General features: G+C 69.5%; 17 protein-coding genes. 11 read left to right on the forward strand and 6 right to left on the reverse strand.

Annotation, left to right across the window (positions count from 1 at the left end):
- Window positions 1-2,410 (reverse strand): transglycosylase domain-containing protein (locus tag ACJA3G_RS01825; protein ID WP_406551058.1); only part of this gene is annotated, 2,410 nt, incomplete at its 3' end.
- A 375-nt stretch (window positions 2,411-2,785) separates the two neighbouring features.
- Between ACJA3G_RS01825 and ACJA3G_RS01830 the strand changes: the two genes are divergently transcribed.
- The 4 genes from ACJA3G_RS01830 to ACJA3G_RS01845 all read left to right on the forward strand — a co-directional run bounded on the left by ACJA3G_RS01830 (window position 2,786) and on the right by ACJA3G_RS01845 (window position 6,563).
- The gene (locus ACJA3G_RS01830; RefSeq protein ID WP_406551059.1) at window positions 2,786-3,469 is read left to right on the forward strand and encodes a helix-turn-helix transcriptional regulator; all 684 of its coding nucleotides are present in this window, start codon (window positions 2,786-2,788) and stop codon (window positions 3,467-3,469) included.
- Between the two features lie 50 nt (window positions 3,470-3,519).
- The gene (locus tag ACJA3G_RS01835; RefSeq protein WP_406551060.1) at window positions 3,520-4,602 is read left to right on the forward strand and encodes an inositol-3-phosphate synthase; all 1,083 of its coding nucleotides are present in this window, start codon (window positions 3,520-3,522) and stop codon (window positions 4,600-4,602) included.
- Between the two features lie 80 nt (window positions 4,603-4,682).
- Window positions 4,683-5,936: an MFS transporter gene (locus ACJA3G_RS01840; protein ID WP_406551061.1), complete on the forward strand. Its 1,254-nt coding sequence runs from the start codon at window positions 4,683-4,685 to the stop codon at window positions 5,934-5,936.
- Window positions 5,937-6,044: 108 nt separating this feature from the next.
- Window positions 6,045-6,563 (forward strand): hypothetical protein, encoded by a 519-nt coding sequence (locus ACJA3G_RS01845; protein ID WP_406551062.1) that lies wholly within the window; start codon window positions 6,045-6,047, stop codon window positions 6,561-6,563.
- Between the two features lie 143 nt (window positions 6,564-6,706).
- Here ACJA3G_RS01845 and ACJA3G_RS01850 read toward each other — a convergent pair whose 3' ends face one another.
- Entirely contained in the window at window positions 6,707-8,149 is a 1,443-nt protein-coding gene (locus ACJA3G_RS01850) for a CCA tRNA nucleotidyltransferase (RefSeq protein WP_406551063.1), read from the reverse strand.
- 240 nt (window positions 8,150-8,389) lie between these two features.
- On the opposite strand from ACJA3G_RS01850, the gene ACJA3G_RS01855 reads away from it, so the two are divergent.
- The 7 genes from ACJA3G_RS01855 (at window position 8,390) to trxA (ending at window position 18,017) form a co-directional block, all read left to right on the forward strand.
- Window positions 8,390-10,723: a DUF6049 family protein gene (locus tag ACJA3G_RS01855; RefSeq protein WP_406551064.1), complete on the forward strand. Its 2,334-nt coding sequence runs from the start codon at window positions 8,390-8,392 to the stop codon at window positions 10,721-10,723.
- A gap of 54 nt (window positions 10,724-10,777) precedes the next feature.
- Window positions 10,778-12,949 (forward strand): murein biosynthesis integral membrane protein MurJ, encoded by a 2,172-nt coding sequence (gene murJ / locus ACJA3G_RS01860; protein WP_406551065.1) that lies wholly within the window; start codon window positions 10,778-10,780, stop codon window positions 12,947-12,949.
- A 129-nt stretch (window positions 12,950-13,078) separates the two neighbouring features.
- Window positions 13,079-14,806: a serine/threonine protein kinase gene (locus ACJA3G_RS01865; RefSeq protein WP_406551066.1), complete on the forward strand. Its 1,728-nt coding sequence runs from the start codon at window positions 13,079-13,081 to the stop codon at window positions 14,804-14,806.
- A 72-nt stretch (window positions 14,807-14,878) separates the two neighbouring features.
- Window positions 14,879-15,592, forward strand: coding sequence for an RNA polymerase sigma factor SigM (gene sigM / locus ACJA3G_RS01870; RefSeq protein WP_406551067.1), 714 nt, complete (start codon window positions 14,879-14,881; stop codon window positions 15,590-15,592).
- A complete protein-coding gene (locus ACJA3G_RS01875) occupies window positions 15,589-16,563 on the forward strand; it encodes an anti-sigma factor family protein (RefSeq protein ID WP_406551068.1) in 975 nt (324 codons plus the stop codon). The genes sigM and ACJA3G_RS01875 overlap by 4 nt, the downstream gene beginning before the upstream one ends.
- Window positions 16,564-16,668: 105 nt before the next feature.
- A complete protein-coding gene (gene trxB / locus ACJA3G_RS01880; protein WP_406551069.1) occupies window positions 16,669-17,631 on the forward strand; it encodes a thioredoxin-disulfide reductase in 963 nt (320 codons plus the stop codon).
- A 53-nt stretch (window positions 17,632-17,684) separates the two neighbouring features.
- Window positions 17,685-18,017 carry a thioredoxin gene (gene trxA / locus ACJA3G_RS01885; protein ID WP_406551070.1) on the forward strand — a complete coding sequence of 111 codons (333 nt, stop codon included), beginning with the start codon at window positions 17,685-17,687 and terminating at the stop codon, window positions 18,015-18,017.
- A 104-nt stretch (window positions 18,018-18,121) separates the two neighbouring features.
- Here trxA and ACJA3G_RS01890 read toward each other — a convergent pair whose 3' ends face one another.
- From ACJA3G_RS01890 to rsmG, 4 genes are all read right to left on the reverse strand, one after another.
- Window positions 18,122-18,739: a GNAT family N-acetyltransferase gene (locus ACJA3G_RS01890; RefSeq protein WP_406551071.1), complete on the reverse strand. Its 618-nt coding sequence runs from the start codon at window positions 18,737-18,739 to the stop codon at window positions 18,122-18,124.
- Between the two features lie 329 nt (window positions 18,740-19,068).
- Complete coding sequence (locus tag ACJA3G_RS01895; protein ID WP_406551072.1) at window positions 19,069-20,175, reverse strand: ParB/RepB/Spo0J family partition protein; 1,107 nt, start codon at window positions 20,173-20,175, stop codon at window positions 19,069-19,071.
- A complete protein-coding gene (locus ACJA3G_RS01900; RefSeq protein ID WP_406551073.1) occupies window positions 20,172-21,251 on the reverse strand; it encodes a ParA family protein in 1,080 nt (359 codons plus the stop codon). Before ACJA3G_RS01900 ends, ACJA3G_RS01895 begins: the two co-directional genes overlap by 4 nt.
- Before the next feature lie 278 nt (window positions 21,252-21,529).
- Window positions 21,530-22,249 (reverse strand): 16S rRNA (guanine(527)-N(7))-methyltransferase RsmG, encoded by a 720-nt coding sequence (rsmG, locus tag ACJA3G_RS01905; protein WP_406551074.1) that lies wholly within the window; start codon window positions 22,247-22,249, stop codon window positions 21,530-21,532.
- Between the last annotated feature and the right edge of the window lie 25 nt (window positions 22,250-22,274).

The following is a 22,274-nucleotide window of genomic DNA, read 5'->3' on the forward strand; positions in this document are numbered from 1 at the left end:
GGGAGGGGCTCGGGCTGGGCGACATGCCGCCGCCGAACACCTTCTCACCGATCGGCTCGGGCGTCGGGAAGTCGACGGCCGGGGCGCCGTTCAGCGCCTGCTCCATGTAGTCGTGCCAGATGGTCGACGGGAAGGACGCACCGTGGATCTTCTTCTGGCCACCGGTCCCGTACATCGACAGGAATTCGCGCTTCTTGCTGCTCTCGTTGTCGTCGAGGCGGTACATGCTGACCGCGGTCGACAGCTGCGGCGTGTACCCCACGAACCACGCGGAGCGGTTCTCGTCGGTGGTACCGGTCTTGCCCGCCACGTCCCGGCCGCTGAGCTTGGCGTTGGTGCCGGTGCCCTTCTCGACCACGTTCTTCAGGACGTCCGTCACATTGTCGGCGACCGCGGCGGAGAAGGCGCGGTACGCCTTGTCCTCGTGCTTGTAGATGACGCCGCCCCGGCGCATGACCTTCTCGACCGAGTAGGCGTCGTGGTGCATCCCGCTGGTGGCGAAGGTGGCGTAGGCGCCGGCCATCCGGATTGCGCTGGGGGAGGAGGTGCCGATGGAGAACGAGGGCACGGTCGAGGACGCGAGGCTGTCCTTACGGAGCCCCACCGCCAGGGCCACGTCCTTCACCTTGTCCGTGCCGACATCCATGCCGAGCTGGACATAGGGCGTGTTCGCCGACTCCTGCATCGCGTACCGCAGGTCGATCGCATAGCTCGGCGGGTTGTACGACTGGTTGCCGTCGTTGGTCTGGCTCCAGGGATCGCCGTTCTCGTTGGTCCACACGCTCCCGTCGTAGTTCGTGATCTTCAGCTTGTTCATGCCGCTGTAGATGCTCTTCGGGGAGACAGGAGTGCGCTGCGACTCGCCCTGCTCCTTGGGACCCTTCGGGTCGCGCTTGCCGTACTCCATGGCGGCGGCCAGGACGAACGGCTTGAAGGTCGAGCCGACCTGCGCACCGGTCTGGTCGGCGTTGTTGGTGAAGTGCTTCGTCGCGTCCTCACCGCCGTAGATCGCCTTGATGGCTCCCGTCTTGTTGTCCACGGAGGCGGCACCGAACTGGACGAAGGTGTCGAGCTTGGGCCGCTTCTTCGCGTCGATGTTCTCCTTGCGGACCTTCTTCACGACCCCTTCGAGCGCCTGGACCTTCTTCTTGTCGAAGGTCGTGTGGATCTCGTAGCCACCCTTGTCCAGGTCGCTGGCGCTGATGCCCTGGGTGTTGTTGTTGACGAAGTACGCCTTGGAGAGGCTGACCAGATAGCCGATCTGCCCGCTGAGCTGCGCGTTCTTCTTCGGCTTGTCGGGCATCGGGAAGGTCTTGTACTTCGCCCGCTCGGCCGCGGGCAGATGGCCGTCCTTCACTTCCTCGTCGAGGATCCAGGCCCACCGGCTCATGGCGTTCTTGGTGTTCTGCTGCGGGGTGGCGGCCGGATCGATCTCGGTGGCGCCGGCGGGGTCGAAGTAGGTGGCGCCCTTGAGCAGCGAGGCGAGGAACGCGCACTGGCTGGGATCGAGGTCCTTTGCGTCCTTGCTGTAGTACGTGCGGGCCGCGGCCTGCAGACCGTAGGCACCGCGTCCGTAGTAGGCGGTGTTCAGATAGCCCGCCATGATCTCGCTCTTCTTCTTGGTCGCGCCGACCTTGATGGAGATGAAGAGCTCTTTGAACTTACGGGTCAGGGTCTGCGACTGGTCGTCGAGCCGGGCGTTCTTCACGTACTGCTGGGTGATCGTGGAGCCACCCTGGGTGTGGCCGCCCTTGGCCATGTTCACCAGGGCGCGCGCGATGCCCTGGGGGTCGACGCCGGAGTCGGTCTCGAAGGTCTTGTTCTCCGCCGAGATCACCGCGTACCGCATGGCGGCGGGGATCTTCTCGTAGGCGATGATCTGGCGGTTGACCTCGCCGCCGGTCGCGACCATCTGGGACCCGTCGGCCCAGTAGTAGACGTTGTTCTCGGCCTGGGCGGCCTGGGCCACGTTCGGGACGCTCACCGTCCAGTAGGCGATGCCGATCGCGATCACCAGGGTGCCGAGGAAGCCCAGGCACAGCCCGCTGACCAGCTTCCACGAGGGCATCCAGCGCCGCCACCCGCGCTTGTTGTAGCGCGGGTAGTCGATAAAGCGCTTCTTTCCGGGCCTCCGGTCGCCGGGGCCGGATCCGCCGCGGCGCCCGCCCGGGCCGGCCGGGCCACCGCCGCCGGGCCCGTCGGCCCGTCTGCGTCCGCCCCGCTGGGCGGCCCGCCGGGACTCGGCGSGCCCATTGGCCTGCCGCTGCTCTCCGTACGCGCCGGAGGGGGACCCTGTGACCGAGTCCCGGGCGGGGGCCGCCCGGCGGCCGGACGGCTGCTGGGCAGCCCGTCGGGCCGCCGCGCGGCCCCCGCCTTGCGACTCCGGCGGTTTGCGACGGTGCTCGCTCATCGAACGACTACTCCTCGGGCAGGCGAGAGCGCCTGGAAGCGACTGGTGAGTTCCGGTCCCCCCGACAGACGGACCAGCCCTGCGCCGGGCCCGTCCGCCGTGCACCCGGTATGCCGATGGCGCGGTACGCGCCGACGCCCCCTGACGTCACTCGGCTCCCGGTGATCTGCATGCCGCACAGACTACGCACGGTCAAAACCAGCCTAGGGCCGAAGTTCACCCCAAATCAGGCAACTTGCTTCCCATGAATTGACGATGTGACGCCGTTCACCATGGCCCCCCTTGTCGCGGAGGCCCCGTCGTTCTATCGTCAGGATGTATCGAGTCGATACATCAGCACGGCATAAAGGTCCGCGGCGGCAGAGGAGGCGAAGGGTGAGCAGACGCTCCGGCATCCTCGAATTCGCCGTACTCGGCCTGCTTCGCGAGGCCCCGATGCACGGGTACGAGCTGCGCAAGCGGCTCAACACCTCACTGGGGATCTTCCGGGCCTTCAGTTACGGGACCCTCTACCCCTGCCTCAAGACGCTGGTCGCGAGCGGCTGGTTGATCGAGGAACCGGGCAGCGCTCCCGAGGACGCTCTCGCCGCTTCACTCGCAGGGCGCCGGGCCAAGATCGTCTACCGGTTGACGGCGGAGGGGAAGGAGCATTTCGAAGAACTGCTCTCCCACACCGGCCCCGACACCTGGGAGGACGAGCACTTCGCGGCACGTTTCGCCTTTTTCGGGCAGACGGAGCGCGAGGTGCGGATGCGCGTGCTGGAAGGTCGTCGCAGCCGGCTGGAGGAGCGCCTCGAGAAGATGCGCGCCTCCCTGGCCCGTACGCGCGAGCGCCTGGACGACTACACGCTTGAGCTGCAGCGACACGGCATGGAGTCCGTGGAGCGCGAAGTGCGCTGGCTGAACGAGCTCATCGAGAGCGAGCGGGCGGGGCGGGATCAGCGATCCGGCCCGGCCACCGGCTCCGCTCAGCAGGACCACACATCAGGAGAGACGGGCGGCCTGCCCCGGCTTCGGGACAGCACCCGGCCGGATCCGTCCGAGGACACCGCCAACTGAAGGCCCTGCGTCCGCAGGACTTCGTCGAGAACACACAGGGAGCAACCGGAATGGGTTCGGTTCGCGTAGCCATCGTCGGTGTAGGAAACTGCGCCGCCTCGCTGGTGCAGGGCGTCGAGTACTACAAGGACGCCGACCCGGCGGGCAAGGTGCCGGGTCTGATGCACGTCCAGTTCGGCGACTACCACGTCAAGGACGTGGAGTTCGTGGCCGCGTTCGACGTGGACGCCAAGAAGGTCGGCCTCGACCTCGCGGACGCCATCGGCGCCAGCGAGAACAACACCATCAAGATCTGCGACGTCCCGAACAAGGGCGTCACGGTCCAGCGTGGACACACCCACGACGGCCTGGGCAAGTACTACCGCCAGACCATCGAGGAGTCCTCCGAGGCCCCGGTCGACGTGGTCCAGGTCCTCAAGGACAAGCAGGTCGACGTTCTGGTCTGCTACCTCCCCGTCGGCTCCGAGGTCGCTGCGAAGTTCTACGCGCAGTGCGCCATCGACGCCAAGGTCGCGTTCGTCAACGCCCTTCCGGTCTTCATCGCCGGCACCAAGGAGTGGGCGGACAAGTTCACCGAGGCGGGCGTCCCGATCGTCGGCGACGACATCAAGTCCCAGGTCGGCGCCACCATCACGCACCGCGTCATGGCGAAGCTCTTCGAGGACCGCGGTGTCCGCCTGGAGCGCACCATGCAGCTGAACGTCGGCGGCAACATGGACTTCAAGAACATGCTCGAGCGTGAGCGTCTGGAGTCCAAGAAGATCTCGAAGACGCAGGCCGTCACCTCGCAGATCCGCGACCGCGAGCTGGGCGAGAACAACGTCCACATCGGCCCCTCGGACTACGTGGCCTGGCTGGACGACCGCAAGTGGGCGTACGTGCGCCTTGAGGGCCGCGCCTTCGGTGACGTCCCGCTGAACCTCGAGTACAAGCTCGAGGTGTGGGACTCCCCGAACTCCGCGGGTGTCATCATCGACGCCGTGCGCGCCGCGAAGATCGCCAAGGACCGCGGCATCGGCGGCCCGATCCTCTCCGCGTCCTCGTACTTCATGAAGTCCCCGCCGGTCCAGTACTTCGACGACGAGGCCTACGAGAACGTCGAGAAGTTCATCAAGGGCGAGGTCGAGCGCTAAGTCCCGGCTCCCACCCGACTGTTGAGGGTCCCCGTGCCGTGCCGGCGCGGGGACCCTCTGCGTATGTGACGCTTGCACCCATGTCCGTCGTGCGTGATCTGCGCGTACTCCTGCGCCTGAGGAATTTCCGGCGTCTGCTGGCCGTACGACTGCTCTCCCAGGCGTCGGACGGCGTCTACCAGGTCGCGCTCGCCACCCACGTCGTCTTCTCCCCCGAGAAGCAGACCTCGCCCGCCGCGATTGCCTCGGCCATGGCCGTACTCCTGCTGCCCTACTCCGTCGTGGGCCCGTTCGCGGGCGTCCTGCTCGACCGCTGGCAGCGGCGCCAGGTCTTCCTCTACGGCAATCTGCTGCGGGCCCTGCTGGCCGGATGCACCGCACTGCTGCTGCTCGCCTCGGCGCCGGACGCGCTCTTCTATGCCTCCGCCCTCTGCGTCACGGCCGTCAACCGGTTCGTGCTGGCGGGCCTCTCGGCCGCGCTGCCCCGGGTCGTGGACGAAGAACGGCTGGTGATGGCCAACTCCCTCTCTCCGACGGCGGGAACGCTGGCCGCCACGGCGGGAGGTGGACTGGCCTTCTGTCTGCGGCTGGTGCTGCCGGTGGACGCCGCCACCGTGCTGCTCGGCTCGCTCCTCTATCTGTGCGCGGCCCTGTGGTCGCTGCGGCTGCCGCCCGGACTGCTGGGGCCCGACCCGGTCCAGGTGCGGCCCGGGATGGTCGCCGCGATCGGGACGACGGCGCGCGGACTCGCCGACGGGCTGCGCCACTTGCGGGAGCGCCGGACGGCCGCCGGTGTCCTGGCCGCGATGACGCTGATGCGCTTCTGCTACGGGGCGCTGACCGTCCTGGTGCTGATGCTGTGCCGGTACGCCTGGGCCGACGGCACCACCGACGGACTGGCGCTGCTGGGGCTCGCCGTGGGCGTTTCGGGGGCGGGGTTCTTCGCGGCGGCCGTGGTGACACCGGGGGCGGTGGCACGGCTGGGGCCCTACCGGTGGATGGCGGTGTGCGCGGGGACTGCGGCGGTCCTCGAACCCGCCCTGGGGCTTCCGTTCGCCCCCGGGCCCGTCCTGGTGGCCGCGTTCGTCCTGGGACTCGTCACCCAGGGCGCGAAGATCTCCACGGACACCGTGGTGCAGTCCTCGGTGGACGACGCCTACCGCGGCCGGGTCTTCTCGCTCTACGACGTGCTCTTCAACGTCGCCTTCGTCGGCGCCGCCGCGGTTGCCGCGCTGATGCTGCCGCCTGACGGGAAGTCGGCGGCCCTGGTGGTCACGGTCTCGGTGATCTACGCAGTGGTAGCGGTGTTTATGACCCGCTTTCAGCGCGGCTGAGTGTCACATCAGGGCCACAGAGTGCCCTCCGGTAGCGGGGATGTCAGCCGGGCCCGCTACCTTACGGGCGTCCTACATCATCTGTTTTTCCCAAGGGGGAACCCCCACGTGTCCACTCCGCCGCCCCAGGGCCAGAACCCGTACGCGCCGCAGCCCAACGCTCCCTACGGACAGCCGCAGGGCGCAGCCCCGTACGGACAGCCGCAGGGAGGCGCACCGTACGGTCAGCCGGGCCAGCCGGGTGTCCCGCCGCAGCAGTCGCCGTACTTCAACCAGGACGGGATACCCCACGCGCCGGCGCCCGTCCCTCCGCGTCGCCGCAACGTCAAGAAGATCGTCCGGATCGTCGTCGTGGTGGGTGTCCTCAGCGCCGCGCTCGCGGCCTGGTACTCCAGCCGTCATGACGCCGACACCGCCAAGGTCGGCGACTGCATGAGCATCGGCAACCCCGACTCCACGACCAACCCGGAGCTGAAGGTCGTGGACTGCGGCGACTCCAAGGCCAAGTTCAAGGTCGTGCAGAAGAAGGACGACAACAGCGGCTGCGACCGCACCAAGTACTCGGAGTACACGCAGACCGGCGGCAGCAAGGACTTCACCCTCTGCCTGGAGGACTACAAGAAGTAGTCCCGGCAGCGGGCGAGGGGCGGTGTTTCACGTGAAACACCGCCCCTCGGCGTATCCGGGGCTCGATGTTTCACGTGAAACATCGCGCAGGTTCCCCGTGAAACCACGACGCATGTTTCACGTGAAACGTCCCGCGGGCCGACTCAGCCCTGCTCGGCCCACCACTCCTTGAGCGCCGCCACGGCCGCGCCGTGCTCCATCGGCCCGTTCTCCAGGCGAAGCTCCAGCAGGTGCTTGTACGCCTGACCGATCGCGGGCCCGGGCCCGATCCCCAGGATCTCCTGGATCTGGTTGCCGTCGAGGTCCGGACGGATCGAGTCGAGCTCCTCCTGCTCCTGGAGCTGCGCGATCCGCTCCTCCAGGCCGTCATAGGCCCGTGACAGCGCGGTCGCCTTGCGCTTGTTGCGCGTGGTGCAGTCCGAGCGGGTCAGCTTGTGCAGCCGGTCCAGGAGCGGCCCGCCGTCGCGTACGTAACGGCGCACGGCCGAGTCGGTCCATTCGCCGGTGCCGTAGCCGTGGAAGCGCAGATGCAGCTCCACCAGGCGCGAGACGTCCTTGACCATGTCGTTGGAGTACTTCAGCGCGGTCATGCGCTTCTTGGTCATCTTCGCGCCGACCACCTCGTGGTGGTGGAAGGAGACCCGGCCGTCCTGCTCGAACCGGCGCGTCCTGGGCTTGCCGATGTCGTGCAGCAGCGCGGCGAGGCGCAGCACCAGGTCGGGCCCGTCCTCCTCCAGGGCGATGGCCTGGTCCAGGACCGTGAGCGAGTGCTCGTAGACGTCCTTGTGCCGGTGGTGCTCGTCGCTCTCCAGCCGCAGCGCGGGCAGCTCGGGCAGCACATGGTCGGCGAGCCCGGTCTCCACGAGCAGCCGCAGCCCCTTGCGGGGGTGCGGCGACAGCAGCAGCTTGTTCAGCTCGTCCCGTACGCGCTCGGCAGAGACGATCTCGATCCGCTCGGCCATCGACGACATCGCGGCGACGACCTCGGGGGCCACCTCGAAGTCGAGCTGCGCCGCGAAGCGGGCAGCCCGCATCATGCGCAGCGGATCGTCGGAGAAGGACTCCTCCGGGGTGCCGGGGGTGCGCAGGACGCGCTCCGCCAGGTCCTCCAGGCCGCCGTGCGGGTCGACGAACTCCTTCTCGGGCAGCGCCACGGCCATCGCGTTGACGGTGAAGTCACGGCGGACCAGGTCCTGCTCGATGGAGTCGCCGTAGGACACCTCGGGCTTGCGCGAGGTGCGGTCGTACGCCTCGGAGCGGTACGTCGTCACCTCGATCTGGTAGCCGTCCTTCTGGCAGCCGACGGTGCCGAACGCGATCCCGACCTCCCAGACCGCGTCCGCCCACGGGCGGACGATCTTCAGCACCGCCTCGGGACGGGCGTCGGTCGTGAAGTCCAGGTCGTTGCCGAGCCGGCCCAGCAGTGCGTCCCGCACCGAGCCGCCGACCAGGGCGAGCGAGAATCCGGCCTCCTGGAAGCGGCGGGCAAGATCGTCGGCGACCGGGGACACCCGCAGCAGTTCGCTGACCGCTCGGCGCTGCACCTGGTTCAGGGCGCTGGGATTGTCTTCGTTGGCGTTCGGCACAACAAAAGAGGGTACGTGCCCGGCCGACCGGGGGCGTCACCGTTTCCGTCCGCCCCGGTCCTTGCGGGTTCGCGGGCTCCACGCAGCCCCGGGAGGCCGCCCCACCCGGCTCCCTGGCACACTCTTCCGATCATGTGGAGCAGTCCACGGCACTTCGCCACAGTCCACCTCGTTACCATGCGTGGACGCAGGAATCGACAACCACCGACACAGCTGACGACGACGAGGGACGGGCGACGCGTGGCCGAGGCGGCAGCTTCTCAGGGGATGGGCCCCTCTCCCGCCCGCCGATGGCTGCGCCGCACAGCGGCGCTGCTCGTGGGCGCTCCCCTGATCGCCGGTCTGCTGTCCGGTACGGCCGCCACCACGGCGGCCCACGCCACCGGTACCACCGCGCCGCACAAGGCGCCGCTCTCGCGCACCGTCCAGGTGACGCTCGACTCGATGGCCCCCAGTGCCCCCGTCAAGAGCGACACGCTGACGATCTCCGGCACGGTCACCAACACCGGCAGGCAGGCCGTCACCAGCGCCCATGTGGGTCTGCGGGTGGGCCAGCGGCTCAACGGCAGGACCGGGATCGACGACGCCTCCCAGCGCGGCGGCTCCTCGCCGGGCCTGGACGGGGCGGAGGTCGGTGACAAGTACACGGTCAAGTTCCCGAAGCTGGCCCCCGGGATCAGCCGTGACTTCACGCTCTCCGTGCCGGTCACCAAGCTGGGCCTGGACGGCGACGGCGTCTATCCGCTGGGCGTCTCGGTCTCCGGGCAGACGGTGAACCAGCCGTACGACCAGATCCTCGGCAGTCAGCGGACCTTCCTGCCGTGGCAGCCCGAGGCCGTCGACGGCAAGAAGTCGCAGCTCACCTACTTGTGGCCGCTGATGTCGTCCACCCACCTCACCGCGCAGACGGGCTCCGACGAGCAGCAGACCCCGGTCTTCGCCGACGAGGAGCTGGCCGCGGAGCTCGCGCCCGGCGGACGGCTGGAGCGGATGGTCTCGCTGGGCGACGAGCTGCCGGTCACCTGGGTGATCGACCCCGATCTGCTCGCCACCGTCGACGCGATGACCCGTAATTACCGGGTCAAGTCCGGCGACACCGATGTGCCCGGCACCAACCAGGACGTCGCCAAGGAGTGGCTGGGCAAGCTCGAGGACGCGGTGCAGGGCAAGAAGGTCGTCGCACTGCCGTTCGCCGACCCGGACCTCGCCTCGCTCGCCCATCGCGGCAAGGACGTCTCCGGGTCGCTGAGCCATCTCCAGGGCGCCACCGAGGTGGCCGAGAAGACCGTGGAGACCATCCTCCATGTGACGCCCTCGGTCGACTTCGCCTGGCCGGTCCAGGGCGCGGTCGACCCCTCGATCGTCGACGTCGCCACCTCGGCGGGCGCCCACAACGTGATCGCCCGCAGCGACAGCCTCCGCGAGACCGGCGGCCTGAGCTACTCGCCGTCGGCCGCACGGCCCATCGGCGGCGGAACCACGGCCGTGGTCTCCGACGCCCGTCTCTCCACCGCGTTCGAGGGCGACATGTCCAGGGCCGGCAATTCGACCCTGGCCGTCCAGGAGTTCCTCGCCCAGACTCTGGCGATCACGCTCCAGGACACCGATAAGCAGCGCAGCGTCGTCGTCGCCCCGCAGCGGATGCCGACCGCGAGCCAGGCCCAGACGATGGCGAGCGCGGTCCGCGCCCTGAGCGCACAGCGCTGGACCCAGCCCCTCGACCTCACCGCCGCCGCCACGGTCAAGCCGGACGCGCACGCCACCGCCCGGGTACCCGGCTCCTCCTCGTACCCCGGATCGCTGCGCAGGCAGGAACTGCCGGTCCAGGCCTTCCAGGACATGAAGAGCACCCAGGGCACTCTGGACAAGTTCAAGGTCGTCCTGACCGCCCCCGACCGGGTGGTCACGCCCTTCGGCAACGCCATCAACCGCGAGATGTCGACCTCCTGGCGCGACGGCCGCGAAGGGGCGGTGATCTACCGGGCGGGTGTGCAGAGCTATCTGGACGGTCTCACCGGCGAGGTGCGGCTCATCCAGAAGTCCACGGCCACCATGTCGGGGCGCAGCGCCACGCTCGCCGTCACCGTGCAGAACCAGCTGGTCCAGCCCGTGGGCAATCTGGTGCTGCGACTGGAGCCGAGCAACCCCTCCCGCCTCAAGGTGACCACCAACGAGGACACGAACGGCGGGCAGCCGGTCAAGATCGACGGCGGGCACAGCCAGTCGGTGAAGTTCACCGCCACGGCCAACGCCAACGGGCCCGTTCAGGTGACCGCGCGCCTCTACACGCAGGACGGCACGCCGTACGGCGATCCGATGGAGTTCACGGTCAAGGTCTCCGAGATCACCCCGACCGTGATGCTGGTGATCGCGGGCGGCGTCCTGCTGCTCGTCCTGGCGGGCATCAGGATGTACACCCACCGCAAGCGGTCGACGGCCCTGAAGGAGACCGGCGGGAGCGACGCGGCGGAGGCGGCGGACGGTGACGATCCCGGGCAGCCGAGTGACCCGACACCGGACACCGGTCCGGAAAGCGGGGCCTCGCCCGGCACGGGTGAGAAAGTGGAGCATTGAGCTATCGCTATGCACCGTGGCCGGCCAGGCCGGGGACGACGAGGTGGGGTAACCATGAACGCGCCGTACGACGGTGACCGCGGGCAGGGCGCGGGCGGCGGCTCCGCGTCCTCCGGGAACACGCCCCCGGTGCCTCCCTACGCCGAGCAGGTGCCGCCGCAGCAGCCCGCGCCCGACCCGTACTTCCAGGACGCCTACGGAAACGATCCGTACCGGGCGCAGGACCCGTACGCCCAGGACCCGGTGACCGAGGCGCTGTACGACCGTGCCGCGCACCCGCCGCCGCCCCCGGGCACCTACGCGGAGCCGCAGCCGCTCTACCAGCAGCCGCCCGCGCAGCAGTACGCGCCGGACCCCCGGATCTGGGCGCAGACCCCGCCGCCGGAGCCGGACGGCCCCTCGCGCCGTCTGCCGTACGGCGACACGGCCGGCTCCACGCAGTTCGTGGGCGTCGACGCCCTGGTCACCCAGGCGGCCGAGGAACCGCCGGAGCAGGACGCCTTCGCCTACCTCTACCGCGACCAGCAGGCCTCCGGTCCGGCCCCGGCCGCCCCGGAGCCCGAGCCGCTGCCCGCCACGCCTCAGCAGAAGTCCGGTGGCCGCGCCTCCGGACTGCTCAAGTCGAGCGCCGTCATGGCCGCGGGCACGCTCGTGTCGCGGCTGACCGGCTTCGTCCGCAGCCTGGTGATCACGGCCGCGCTGGGCACCTCGCTGCTCGGCGACACCTACACCGTCGCCTACACCCTGCCGACGATGATCTACATCCTCACCGTCGGCGGCGGTCTCAACTCGGTCTTCGTTCCGCAGCTGGTGCGGTCGATGAAGGACGACGAGGACGGCGGCGAGGCATACGCCAACCGGCTGCTGACCCTCGTCATGGTGGCGCTCGGCGTCATCGTCGCCATCGTCGTCTTCGCGGCACCGCTGCTGATCAAACTCATGTCGGGGACCATCTCCGACGACACGGCCGCCAACAGCGTCGCCGTGGCCTTCGCCCGCTACTGCCTGCCCACGATCTTCTTCATGGGTGTGCACGTGGTGATGGGGCAGATCCTCAACGCCCGCGGCAAGTTCGGCGCGATGATGTGGACCCCGGTCCTCAACAACATCGTCATGATCGGCACGTTCGGCCTGTTCATCGGGGTGTACGGCACCTTCGGCGAGACCAGGATGGGTGTCCAGACGATCCCGCCGGAGGGCATCCGCCTGCTGGGGATCGGCACCCTGCTCGGCCTGGTCGTCCAGTCGCTGGCGATGATCCCGTACCTGCGGGAGACCGGGTTCCGCTTCCGGCCGCGCTTCGACTGGAAGGGCCACGGCCTCGGCAAGACGGTCCACCTCGCCAAGTGGACCGTGCTGTTCGTCCTCGCCAACCAGGCCGGCGTGCTCGTCGTCACCCAGCTCGCCACGGCGGCCGGCAAGGCCTCCGCGGAGCACGGAGCCGGCTTCCTCGCCTACTCCAACGCCCAGCTGATCTGGGGCATGCCGCAGGCGATCATCACGGTCTCGGTGATGGCGGCCCTGCTGCCGCGCATCTCCCGCGCCGCGCACGACGACGACCCGGGCGCGGTCCGCGACGACATCTCCCAGGGCCTGCGCAACTCGGCCGTCGCGATCGTCCCGGTCTCGTTCATGTTCCTCGCGCTCGGCGTCCCGATGTGCACCCTGCTGTACTCCACCAGCGGTGCCGAGGCCAGCAGGTCCATGGGCTTCATCCTCATGGCGTTCGCGCTGGGCCTGATCCCGTACTCGGTCCAGTACGTCGTCCTGCGCGGCTTCTACGCGTACGAGGACACGCGGACGCCGTTCTACAACACGGTCATCGTGGCCGCGGTCAACGCCGCCGCGTCGGCCGCCTGCTACGTGGTCCTGCCCGCCCAGTGGGCGGTCGTGGGCATGGCCGGCGCCTATGGTCTGGCCTACGCCGTCGGTGTGGGAGTCGCCTGGCGCCGGCTGCGCAACCGGCTGGGCGGCGACCTGGACGGGGCACGCGTGCTGCGTACGTACGCGAGGCTCTCCCTGGCGGCCGTCCCGGCGGCGGTGATCGGCGGCACGCTCGGCTTCGTCATCCTCAAGGGGATCGGCGAGGGGGCGTTCGGTTCGCTGGTCGCGCTCGTCGTGGGCGGGGCAGCACTGCTCGGGGTCTTCTTCGCCGCGGCGAAGAAGATGCGGATCGAGGAGCTCAACTCCATGGTCGGAATGGTGCGCGGGCGCCTCGGACGCTGAGTCCGGCGACCCGCGCACAACCATCGTCCGCCGCCGTGTGTCGTGCATAGCGCCGGACTGTGGGCACAATTGGCATGACTTTGCATGGCTGGCCGACAGCACGCAACGGATGGGGAGGCAGGAACGACGGTGGCGGAACGTAGCACGGCTGCCGTCGACGTGGCCGACAACAGCGGCGACAACCCGCTGACCGCCAAGGCGGACGGGGCCACGACCGACGGGGTGGCGGAATCCATCGACACGGCAGACACAGCGGAGCAGGGCACCGGCGACACGGGCGGTGAACGAAAGCCCGCCGAGCCCTCCATCGCCACACCGGAGCTGCACAGCGGCCACAAGCTCGCCAGACGCTATCGGCTCGAAGAGTGCGTCACCCGTCTGGACGGTTTCAGCAGTTGGAGGGCGGTCGACGAAAAGCTCCGCCGCGCCGTCGGCGTCCATCTGCTCCCGGCGGACCATCCGCGGGCGCGTTCCGTCCTCGCGGCTGCCCGTTCGTCCGCGCTCCTGGGGGATCCACGCTTCGTCCAGGTCCTGGACGCGGTGGAGGAGAACGACCTCGTCTACGTGGTCCACGAGTGGCTGCCCGACGCCACCGAGCTGACAGCGCTGCTCGCCGTCGGCCCGCTGGAGCCGCACGACGCCTACCAGCTGGTCACCCAGGTGTCCCAGGCCATGGCGGCGGCCCACCGCGAGGGCCTCGCCCATCTGCGGCTCACCCCCGGAGCGATCCTGCGGACCTCCTCGGGCCAGTACCGCATCCGCGGGCTCGCGGTGAACGCCGCGCTGCGCGGCATCACCTCCGACACCCCCCAGCGGACCGACACCGAGGCGATCGGTGCCCTGCTGTACGCCTCGCTGACCCAGCGCTGGCCGTACGACAGCGATGCCTACGGCCTGCACGGGCTGCCCAAGGGCGTCGGTCTCATCGCCCCCGACCAGGTGCGCGCGGGGGTCCACCGGGGCCTGTCCGAGCTCGCCATGCGGGCGCTGGTCAACGACGGCGCCACGGCGTCACGCCAGGAACCGGCCTGCACCACGCCGGACGAGCTGGTCAAGGCCGTCGCGGCGATGCCGCGCATCCGCCCGCCGGAGCCCGCGTTCACCGCGCCGCCCGAGTACCAGCGCACCACCTACCAGCAGGGCACCTACGGCCGTCCGCCCGCGGGCCCGCACCCGGCTGTCACCCAGGTCGTACCGGCTCCGCCGCCCGCGCTCCAGGGACGGACCGGCAAGGCGATCAAGTGGGCCGTCTCGGCGCTGCTGATCGCCGCGCTCGGTCTGGGCAGCTGGCAGCTCGCGGATTCGCTCCTGGGCCACGAGAAGGGCTCCGGCGAGTCCGGGACGACCCAGCAGCCGAACAAGAGCGAGGGCGACAAGCCGAAGGCGCCGATGCCGCTGCGCATCCGGGGCGCGGAGGAGTACGCCCCGGACGGCAAGCCGCAGAACGCCAAGGACGTGGGCAACACCTACGACGGTGCCACCTCCACGTACTGGCGTTCCAAGAGCTACGTCGACGGCCCCAGGCTCGCCCCCTTCAAGCAGGGCGTCGGGATCGTCTACGACCTCGGGTCCGAGAAGGACGTGTCGACGGCCTCGATAGGGCTCCGGTACGAGGGCGACCACACGACGCTGACGCTCTACGCGGCGGACTCCCTGTCGCCGAGCACACCGGTCGGCTCCATGAAGCAGATCGCCACCACGACGACGAGCGGCGTCTCCGCCGCTCTCAAGGCGAAGAAGCCGGTGAAGACCCGCTATGTCCTTCTGTGGATCACGGCGGCGCCCTACGCGGCCACCGACGAGTTCAGCGGTGCCGGTTACAAGCAGGCCATAACGGACGTCAAGTTCACCGGCTGATCCTGTCGGCCCGGGGTTCGGCGAACCCCGGGCCGACAGGACGATCCGAGAGCGCCGGGAGGGGGCTCATCGTTGGACGGCGCCACATACGGCGACACGAGCGACCAGGACCTGCTGGCACGCCATGTCGACGGTGACCCCGACGCCTTCGGCGAGCTGGTCCGGCGCCACCGGGACAGACTCTGGGCGGTCGCCCTGCGGACGCTGGGCGACCGCGAGGAGGCCGCCGACGCCGTCCAGGACGCCCTGGTCTCGGCCTACCGCGCCGCCCACACCTTCCGCGGCCAGTCGGCCGTCACGACGTGGCTGCACCGCATCACCGTGAACGCCTGCCTCGACCGGGCCCGCAAGGCCGCCTCCCGCAAGACCTCGCCGGTCGACGACGCCGAGCGCCTTGAGCTCCTTCTGGAGCCCCATGAGTCGGCCGAGGCCCCCGCGGAGCGCCAGGACCTCCAGCGACAGCTGGTGAAGGCGCTGGGGACGCTCCCGGCGGAGCAGCGCGCCGCCCTGGTCCTCGTCGACATGCAGGCCTATCCGGTGGCGGAGGCGGCGGAGATCCTCGACGTGCCGGTGGGCACGGTGAAGAGCCGCTGCGCCCGGGGCCGGGCGCGCCTGCAACCCCTGCTCAAGCACCTGCGCGGCGATACGGACGACACCGGGGATAGCCAGGGGGCTGGTGGGGGAAGGAACCGGACGCCGGGGACATCCGTCCCACCTGCGTCGGGACCAAAGGACGCAGGACCGCATGATCCTGCAGCTGTGAAGGGCGGAGGTGGGCGCACGTGACATCCACGGCCGACATGGCTCAGCACCCGGACGTCTCGGAGATCTCCGACCTCCACGAGGGCCTGCTGCCCCCTTCCCGCACCGCCGCTGTCCGCCGACACCTCGACGGATGCGCCCTCTGCGCCGACGTCCACGACTCATTGACGGAGATCCGCGAGCTGCTCGGCACCCTGCCCGGGCCGCCGCGTATGCCCGCCGACATCGCGGGGCGGATCGACGCGGCGCTGGCCGCCGAGGCGCTCCTCGACGCCACGGCGCCCACCGGGGCGCCCGTTCCCGTCGGAGCGACCGCGGTGTCCACTGCGGCGAAAGCGCCCTCCGTCTCCGAGGCGGAGAGCGACGCGGCGCGTGTTTCACGTGAAACATCGCCCGCAACCGCCCCCGGCGACACTCCGGCCGTGGACCGCCCGGCCGGGCACCCCAGGGCCGCCACCGGTCCGGGCCGTCGGCCTGCTCCCCGGCGTCGCCGCAATGCCGTGCTGGGAGCCGTCTTCGGCGCCGCGGCGATCGGGGTGGGTGTCCTCCTCGTACAGAACCTTCAGCAGTCCGACGGCGGCGCCCATCCCGACAGGACCGCCATCGCCTCTCCTCAGGCACAGGGGCCCGATCTCTCCGGCGCCGCCCTCTCCGGGCAGGTGCGGACGCTGCTGGCCGCTCAGCCGGGCGGTCAGAGCGCCGGGAACTCTCCGTCCGACAAGAAGTCCGGTTTCGGGGTGACGTCCAACTCACCGAAGCTCACCTCCGAGGTCTCCGTGCCGACATGTGTCCAGGCGGGCACCGGCCGCACCGCGCAGGCTCCTCTCGCCGCGGAGACCGGCGACTACCGGGGGACCCGGGCGTACCTCGTCGTCTTCCCGCACCCCACGGACGCCTCGCAGGTCCAGGCGTACGTCGTCGACGCGGCCTGTGAGAGCGCGGGCCCTGACGCCAAGGGCAAGCTGCTGCTGACGCACGTCTATCCCCGTCGGTGAGACGCTCCGGGAATGCTTGCCCCGTAGGATCCGTTGGGTGGGGTGAGAGTCCTGGACCGGGCCCCGGTAGGCAGTACGCAGTCCGCAGAGACGAGGAAGAAACCCGTGAGCGACGTCCGTAACGTGATCATCATTGGCTCCGGGCCGGCCGGCTACACGGCCGCGCTCTACACCGCGCGTGCGTCGCTTCAGCCGCTGGTGTTCGAGGGCGCCGTCACCGCCGGCGGCGCGCTGATGAACACCACCGAGGTGGAGAACTTCCCCGGCTTCCGTGACGGGATCATGGGCCCGGACCTCATGGACAACATGCGGGCGCAGGCCGAGCGCTTCGGCGCCGAGCTCGTCCCGGACGACATCGTGGCCGTCGACCTCAGTGGCGAGATCAAGACCGTCACGGACACCGCCGGCACCGTCCACCGCGCCAAGGCCGTGATCGTCACCACCGGCTCCCAGCACCGCAAGCTCGGACTGCCGAACGAGGACAAGCTCTCGGGCCGCGGTGTCTCGTGGTGCGCCACCTGCGACGGGTTCTTCTTCAAGGACCAGGACATCGCCGTGATCGGCGGCGGTGACACCGCGATGGAGGAGGCGACCTTCCTCTCGCGCTTCGCCAAGTCGGTCACCATCGTCCACCGCCGGGACAGCCTGCGCGCCTCCAAGGCGATGCAGGAGCGGGCCTTCGCCGACCCGAAGATCAAGTTCGCCTGGGACAGCGAGGTCGCGGAGATCCACGGCGACCAGAAGCTCTCGCATCTGTCGCTGCGCAACACCAAGACCGGCGAGACTTCCGAGCTGGCGGTGACCGGCCTCTTCATCGCCGTCGGCCACGACCCGCGCACCGAGCTCTTCAAGGGCCAGCTCGACCTGGACGACGAGGGCTACCTCAAGGTCGCCGCTCCCTCCACCCGCACCAATCTGACGGGTGTCTTCGGCGCTGGTGACGTGGTGGACCACACCTACCGCCAGGCGATCACCGCCGCCGGTACGGGCTGCTCCGCCGCTCTCGACGCCGAGCGCTTCCTCGCCGCGCTCGCCGACGGCGAGAAGGCCGCCGCGACCGCCGTCTGAACCATCCGACTTTCCTCCCCACCCCCTCACCCACACCCCGCAAGGAGGCTGCCGTGGCCGGCACCCTGAAGAACGTGACCGATGCCGACTTCGACGAGGTCGTCCTCAAGAGCGACAAGCCCGTCCTCGTCGACTTCTGGGCGGCGTGGTGCGGCCCGTGCCGTCAGATCGCCCCGTCCCTGGAGGCCATCGCGGCGGAGCACGGCGACCAGATCGAGATCGTCAAGCTCAACATCGACGAGAACCCGGCCACCGCCGCCAAGTACGGCGTCATGTCCATCCCGACGCTGAACGTCTACCAGGGCGGCGAGGTGGCCAAGACGATCGTGGGTGCCAAGCCGAAGGCCGCGCTGCTGCGCGACCTCGACACCTTCATCGGCCAGTAAGTCCCGCCGTTGTTTCACGTGAAACAACGCAACGGGCCCGACCCCCTGGGGGTCGGGCCCGTTGGCATTTCCGGACGCGGTGGCATTCCGCGGCGCCGCGGGTTCTACAGAGGCCGCAGTGCCGGCTCCTTCTGGACGGCTCCCAGCAGCCGGTCCAGGGCCAGTTCGACGTCTTCCTTCCAGGAGAGCGTCGTCCTCAGCTCCAGTCGCAGCCGGGGATGCCGGGGGTGCGGCCGTACGGTCTTGAAGCCCACGGCCAGCAGATGGTCGGCGGGCAGCACACACGCGGGCTCGCTCCAGCGGGCGTCCCCGAACGCCTCGATGGCCTTGAAGCCCCGGCGCAACAGGTCCTTGGCGACCGTCTGCACCATCACGCGCCCCAGCCCCTGCCCCTGGTACTCCGGCATGATCCACGCCGTCATCAGCTGCACGGCGTCAGGAGATACCGGGCTGGTGGGGAAGGCCGTGGAACGCGGTACGTACGCGGGCGGGGCATAGAGGACGTAGCCCACCGGCACCTCGTCGACATAGACGACCCGGCCGCAGGAGCCCCACTCCAGGAGAACCGCTGATATCCAGGCTTCCTTCTCCAGCTCCGGTCTCCCGGCCTTTATCGCTGCCTCTCCGCTGACCGGGTCGAGTTCCCAGAAGACACAGGCGCGGCAGCGCTTGGGAAGGTCCGGAAGGTTGTCCAGCGTGAGCGGTACAAGCCGACGCCCCATGAAGGGTGTTCCTCGCTTCCCTCGCCTGCCGCCCCCTGGGCGGCTGCCAGTGCACTCCGTTCCCGGAGGAGGCTGCCGACGAACCCGCCGAACGCCCCGAGGCCCAGCCCCGCCGTCACCAGCCGGGTACGGCTCACCGTTCGCATGGCGCCCCGCCCTCCCTCCGAAGTGGCCCAAGGTGGATGTGCCATACCAGAACGCATCGTATCCACCCAACGTCGCTGCGGATACCGCGCAACAGCAAAGGGCGGGCTGTGTTCCCGTATGCATCGGAACACAGCCCGCCCTCGACGACAACCGTCCTGATCAGCGGCGAGAAGGCCACCGGATCAGACTTCGTCGCCCTCCTCCGACTCCTCGGCGAGGCTCTTGTCGAGGACCCGCCCCTCGCCCGGGGCGAGGGTGCCGAGGATTCGCTCCAGATCGTCTATCGACGCGAACTCGACGACGATCTTTCCCTTCTTCTGGCCCAGGTCGACCTTCACCCGCGTCTCGAAGCGGTCCGAGAGCCGCGAGGCCAGATCGGAGAGCGCCGGCGAAAGCCGGGTCCCGGCGCGCGGGCCCTTCGCCTTGCCCGCGCTCTTGGGCTCCGAGTTCAGCAGAGTGACGATCTCTTCGACCGCTCGCACCGAGAGCCCCTCGGCCACGATGCGGTGTGCCAGCCGGTCCTGCTCCTCGGAGTCGTCGACGGAGAGCAGCGCCCGGGCGTGACCCGCCGAGAGCACCCCGGCCGCGACCCGGCGCTGCACCGGCGGGGAGAGCCGGAGCAGACGCAGGGTGTTGGAGACCTGCGGACGGGAGCGGCCGATGCGGTCGGCCAGCTGGTCATGGGTGCACTCGAAGTCCCTCAGCAGCTGGTCGTAGGCCGCCGCCTCTTCCAGGGGGTTGAGCTGGGAGCGGTGCAGGTTCTCCAGGAGGGCGTCCAGGAGCAGCTTGTCGTCGTCGGTGTCCCGCACGATGGAGGGGATCCGCTCCAGACCCGCTTCACGGCAGGCCCGCCAGCGCCGCTCGCCCATGATGAGCTCGAAGCGCTCGGGCGACAGCTGACGGACGACGACGGGCTGGAGAAGCCCGACTTCCTTGATCGAGGTAATGAGCTCGGCCAAGGCGTCCTCGTCGAACACCTCACGAGGCTGGCGCGGGTTCGGAGTGATCGAGTCCAGCGGCAGTTCCGCGAAGTACGCCCCTGCGGGCGCCTTCAGCTGCGGAGCCGCGGGCTCGGGCGCCTGGACCGGCACCGGTGTTTCACGTGAAACAGATGGCGCCGCGAGCGTGGCGACCTTCGCCGCCGCGACCCCGCGCTCCGCGGTCAGTACCGGCACCGCCGCCGGGGACGTGGACGCCGTCCCCACCGAAGGTGCGGCCTGCTTCTCCTGCGGGGCGGCCGGGATCAGCGCACCGAGCCCCCGCCCCAGACCTCTACGTCGCTCACTCACTGGATCCCCTCCGACATGCTGTGCTGGTTGTTCTGACTGCCCGCGGGGATGTGCGTCGTCGGGTCGTAGTTGATGCCGACCCCGCGCAGTGCGATCTCGCGGGCGGCTTCGAGATACGAGAGCGAGCCGCTGGAGCCCGGGTCATAGGTGAGCACCGTCTGGCCGTAGCTCGGGGCCTCCGAGATCCGTACCGAGCGCGGGATGCTCGTGCGCAGGACCTCGTGGCCGAAGTGGCTGCGCACCTCGTCGGCCACCTGGGAGGCGAGCCGGGTCCTGCCGTCGTACATGGTGAGCAGGATCGTCGAGACATGCAGAGCCGGGTTGAGATGCCCCCGCACCAGGTCGACGTTCCGCAGCAGCTGACCCAGTCCCTCCAGCGCGTAGTACTCGCACTGGATGGGAATGAGAACCTCCGCACCGGCAACAAGAGCGTTGACGGTGAGGAGTCCCAGGGAAGGCGGGCAGTCGATCAGGATGTAGTCCAACGGCTGCTCGTACGCCTGGATGGCGCGCTGCAGCCGACTCTCCCGTGCCACCAGGGACACCAGCTCGATCTCCGCACCGGCCAGGTCGATCGTGGCCGGAGCGCAGAAGAGACCCTCCACGTCCCGGACGGGCTGGACGACCTCGGAGAGCGGTCTGCTCTCCACCAGCACGTCATAGATCGAGGGGACCTCGGCGTGATGGTCTATCCCCAGCGCGGTGGATGCGTTGCCCTGCGGGTCGAGGTCGACCACCAGAACCCGGGCACCGTGCAGTGCCAGGGAAGCGGCGAGATTGACCGTGGTCGTGGTCTTCCCGACGCCGCCCTTCTGGTTGGCGACCACCATGATGCGTGTCTGCTCCGGCCGGGGCAGGCCCTCGCCGGCACGGCCGAGAGCTTCCACCGCCAGCTGGGCAGCACGACCAATGGGGGTGTCGTCCATCGGGGGCGGTGTTTCACGTGAAACATCCTCCCCCGCCGATTCGGTACGGGGACCGGGGACCGGATCGGTCATCGGTCCCGCGATGTTGGCGTCGGACCGCAAGGATTCACTCTCCTCGACTTCAGGCTCGCAATGCACAGAGCCTGCCATGCTTTCGGGGTCGTGAACCAGCGAGGCCCGTTCTTCTGTGGATGAATCCACCTCTGTGGACAACTCCGTAGCTCGTGAGGGGGACTCCATGGCCCCGCCCAAGGGCTTGCGGTCGCGCGGCGCGGCATTTCGGCCGCGGCTGATGATTCCATGCAGCAGAGAGCGACGTTTCACGTGAAACACGATGCACGCGCCCTGCGGTCAGATCGTTACGACACTCCGAAATGCGTACGTATCGCGCCTTCTATGGAGCATCCGCCCCCTGGCGGGCTCGCGGGTCAGCGGCGGCGCCTGGTGCGGCCGGTCCTGGCGGCCTTGGCCCGCTTGGCGGCGAACCGCACACCGCCCGGGCTCTCCCCGACCTCGACCCGCACCACGGTGGACAGCGGGTCCACGATGCCCTCACCGACATGCAGCACTGAGGTGTTCACCACACCGAGCTTGCTCAGCGCGGCCCGCGCACCCTGGATCTCCTCCTCGGCGGTGTCGCCCTTGAGCGCCAGCATCTCGCCGTAGGGACGCAGCAGCGGCACGCCCCACCCGGCCAGCCGGTCCAGCGGCGCCACCGCGCGGGCCGTGACCACATGCACCGGGTTCACCTTGCCCAGCATCTCCTCGGCCCGGCCGCGCACCACGGTCACATGGTCCAGTCCCAGCAGCTCCACGACCTCCTGGAGAAAATTGGTGCGCCGCAGCAGCGGCTCAAGGAGGGTGATCTTCAGGTCCGGGCGCACCAGGGCCAGCGGGATTCCGGGCAGACCGGCGCCGGAGCCGACATCGCAGACCGTGACGCCTTCCGGAACGACCTCGGAGAGCACGGCGCAATTGAGCAGGTGGCGCTCCCAGAGCCGGGGCACCTCACGCGGGCCGATCAGGCCGCGCTTGACTCCCGCGTCCGCGAGCAGCTCGGCGTACCGGACGGCTTCCGGGAAGTACTCGCCGAATACCGCGCGCGCCTCTTCGGGCGCCTGGGGAAGCTCTGCTGCTGCCTCCGTCACGGGGGACCGTCCTTCCGTACCGCGC

Source organism: Streptomyces sp. YS-3 (assembly GCF_045257485.1).
GTDB lineage: Bacteria > Actinomycetota > Actinomycetes > Streptomycetales > Streptomycetaceae > Streptomyces.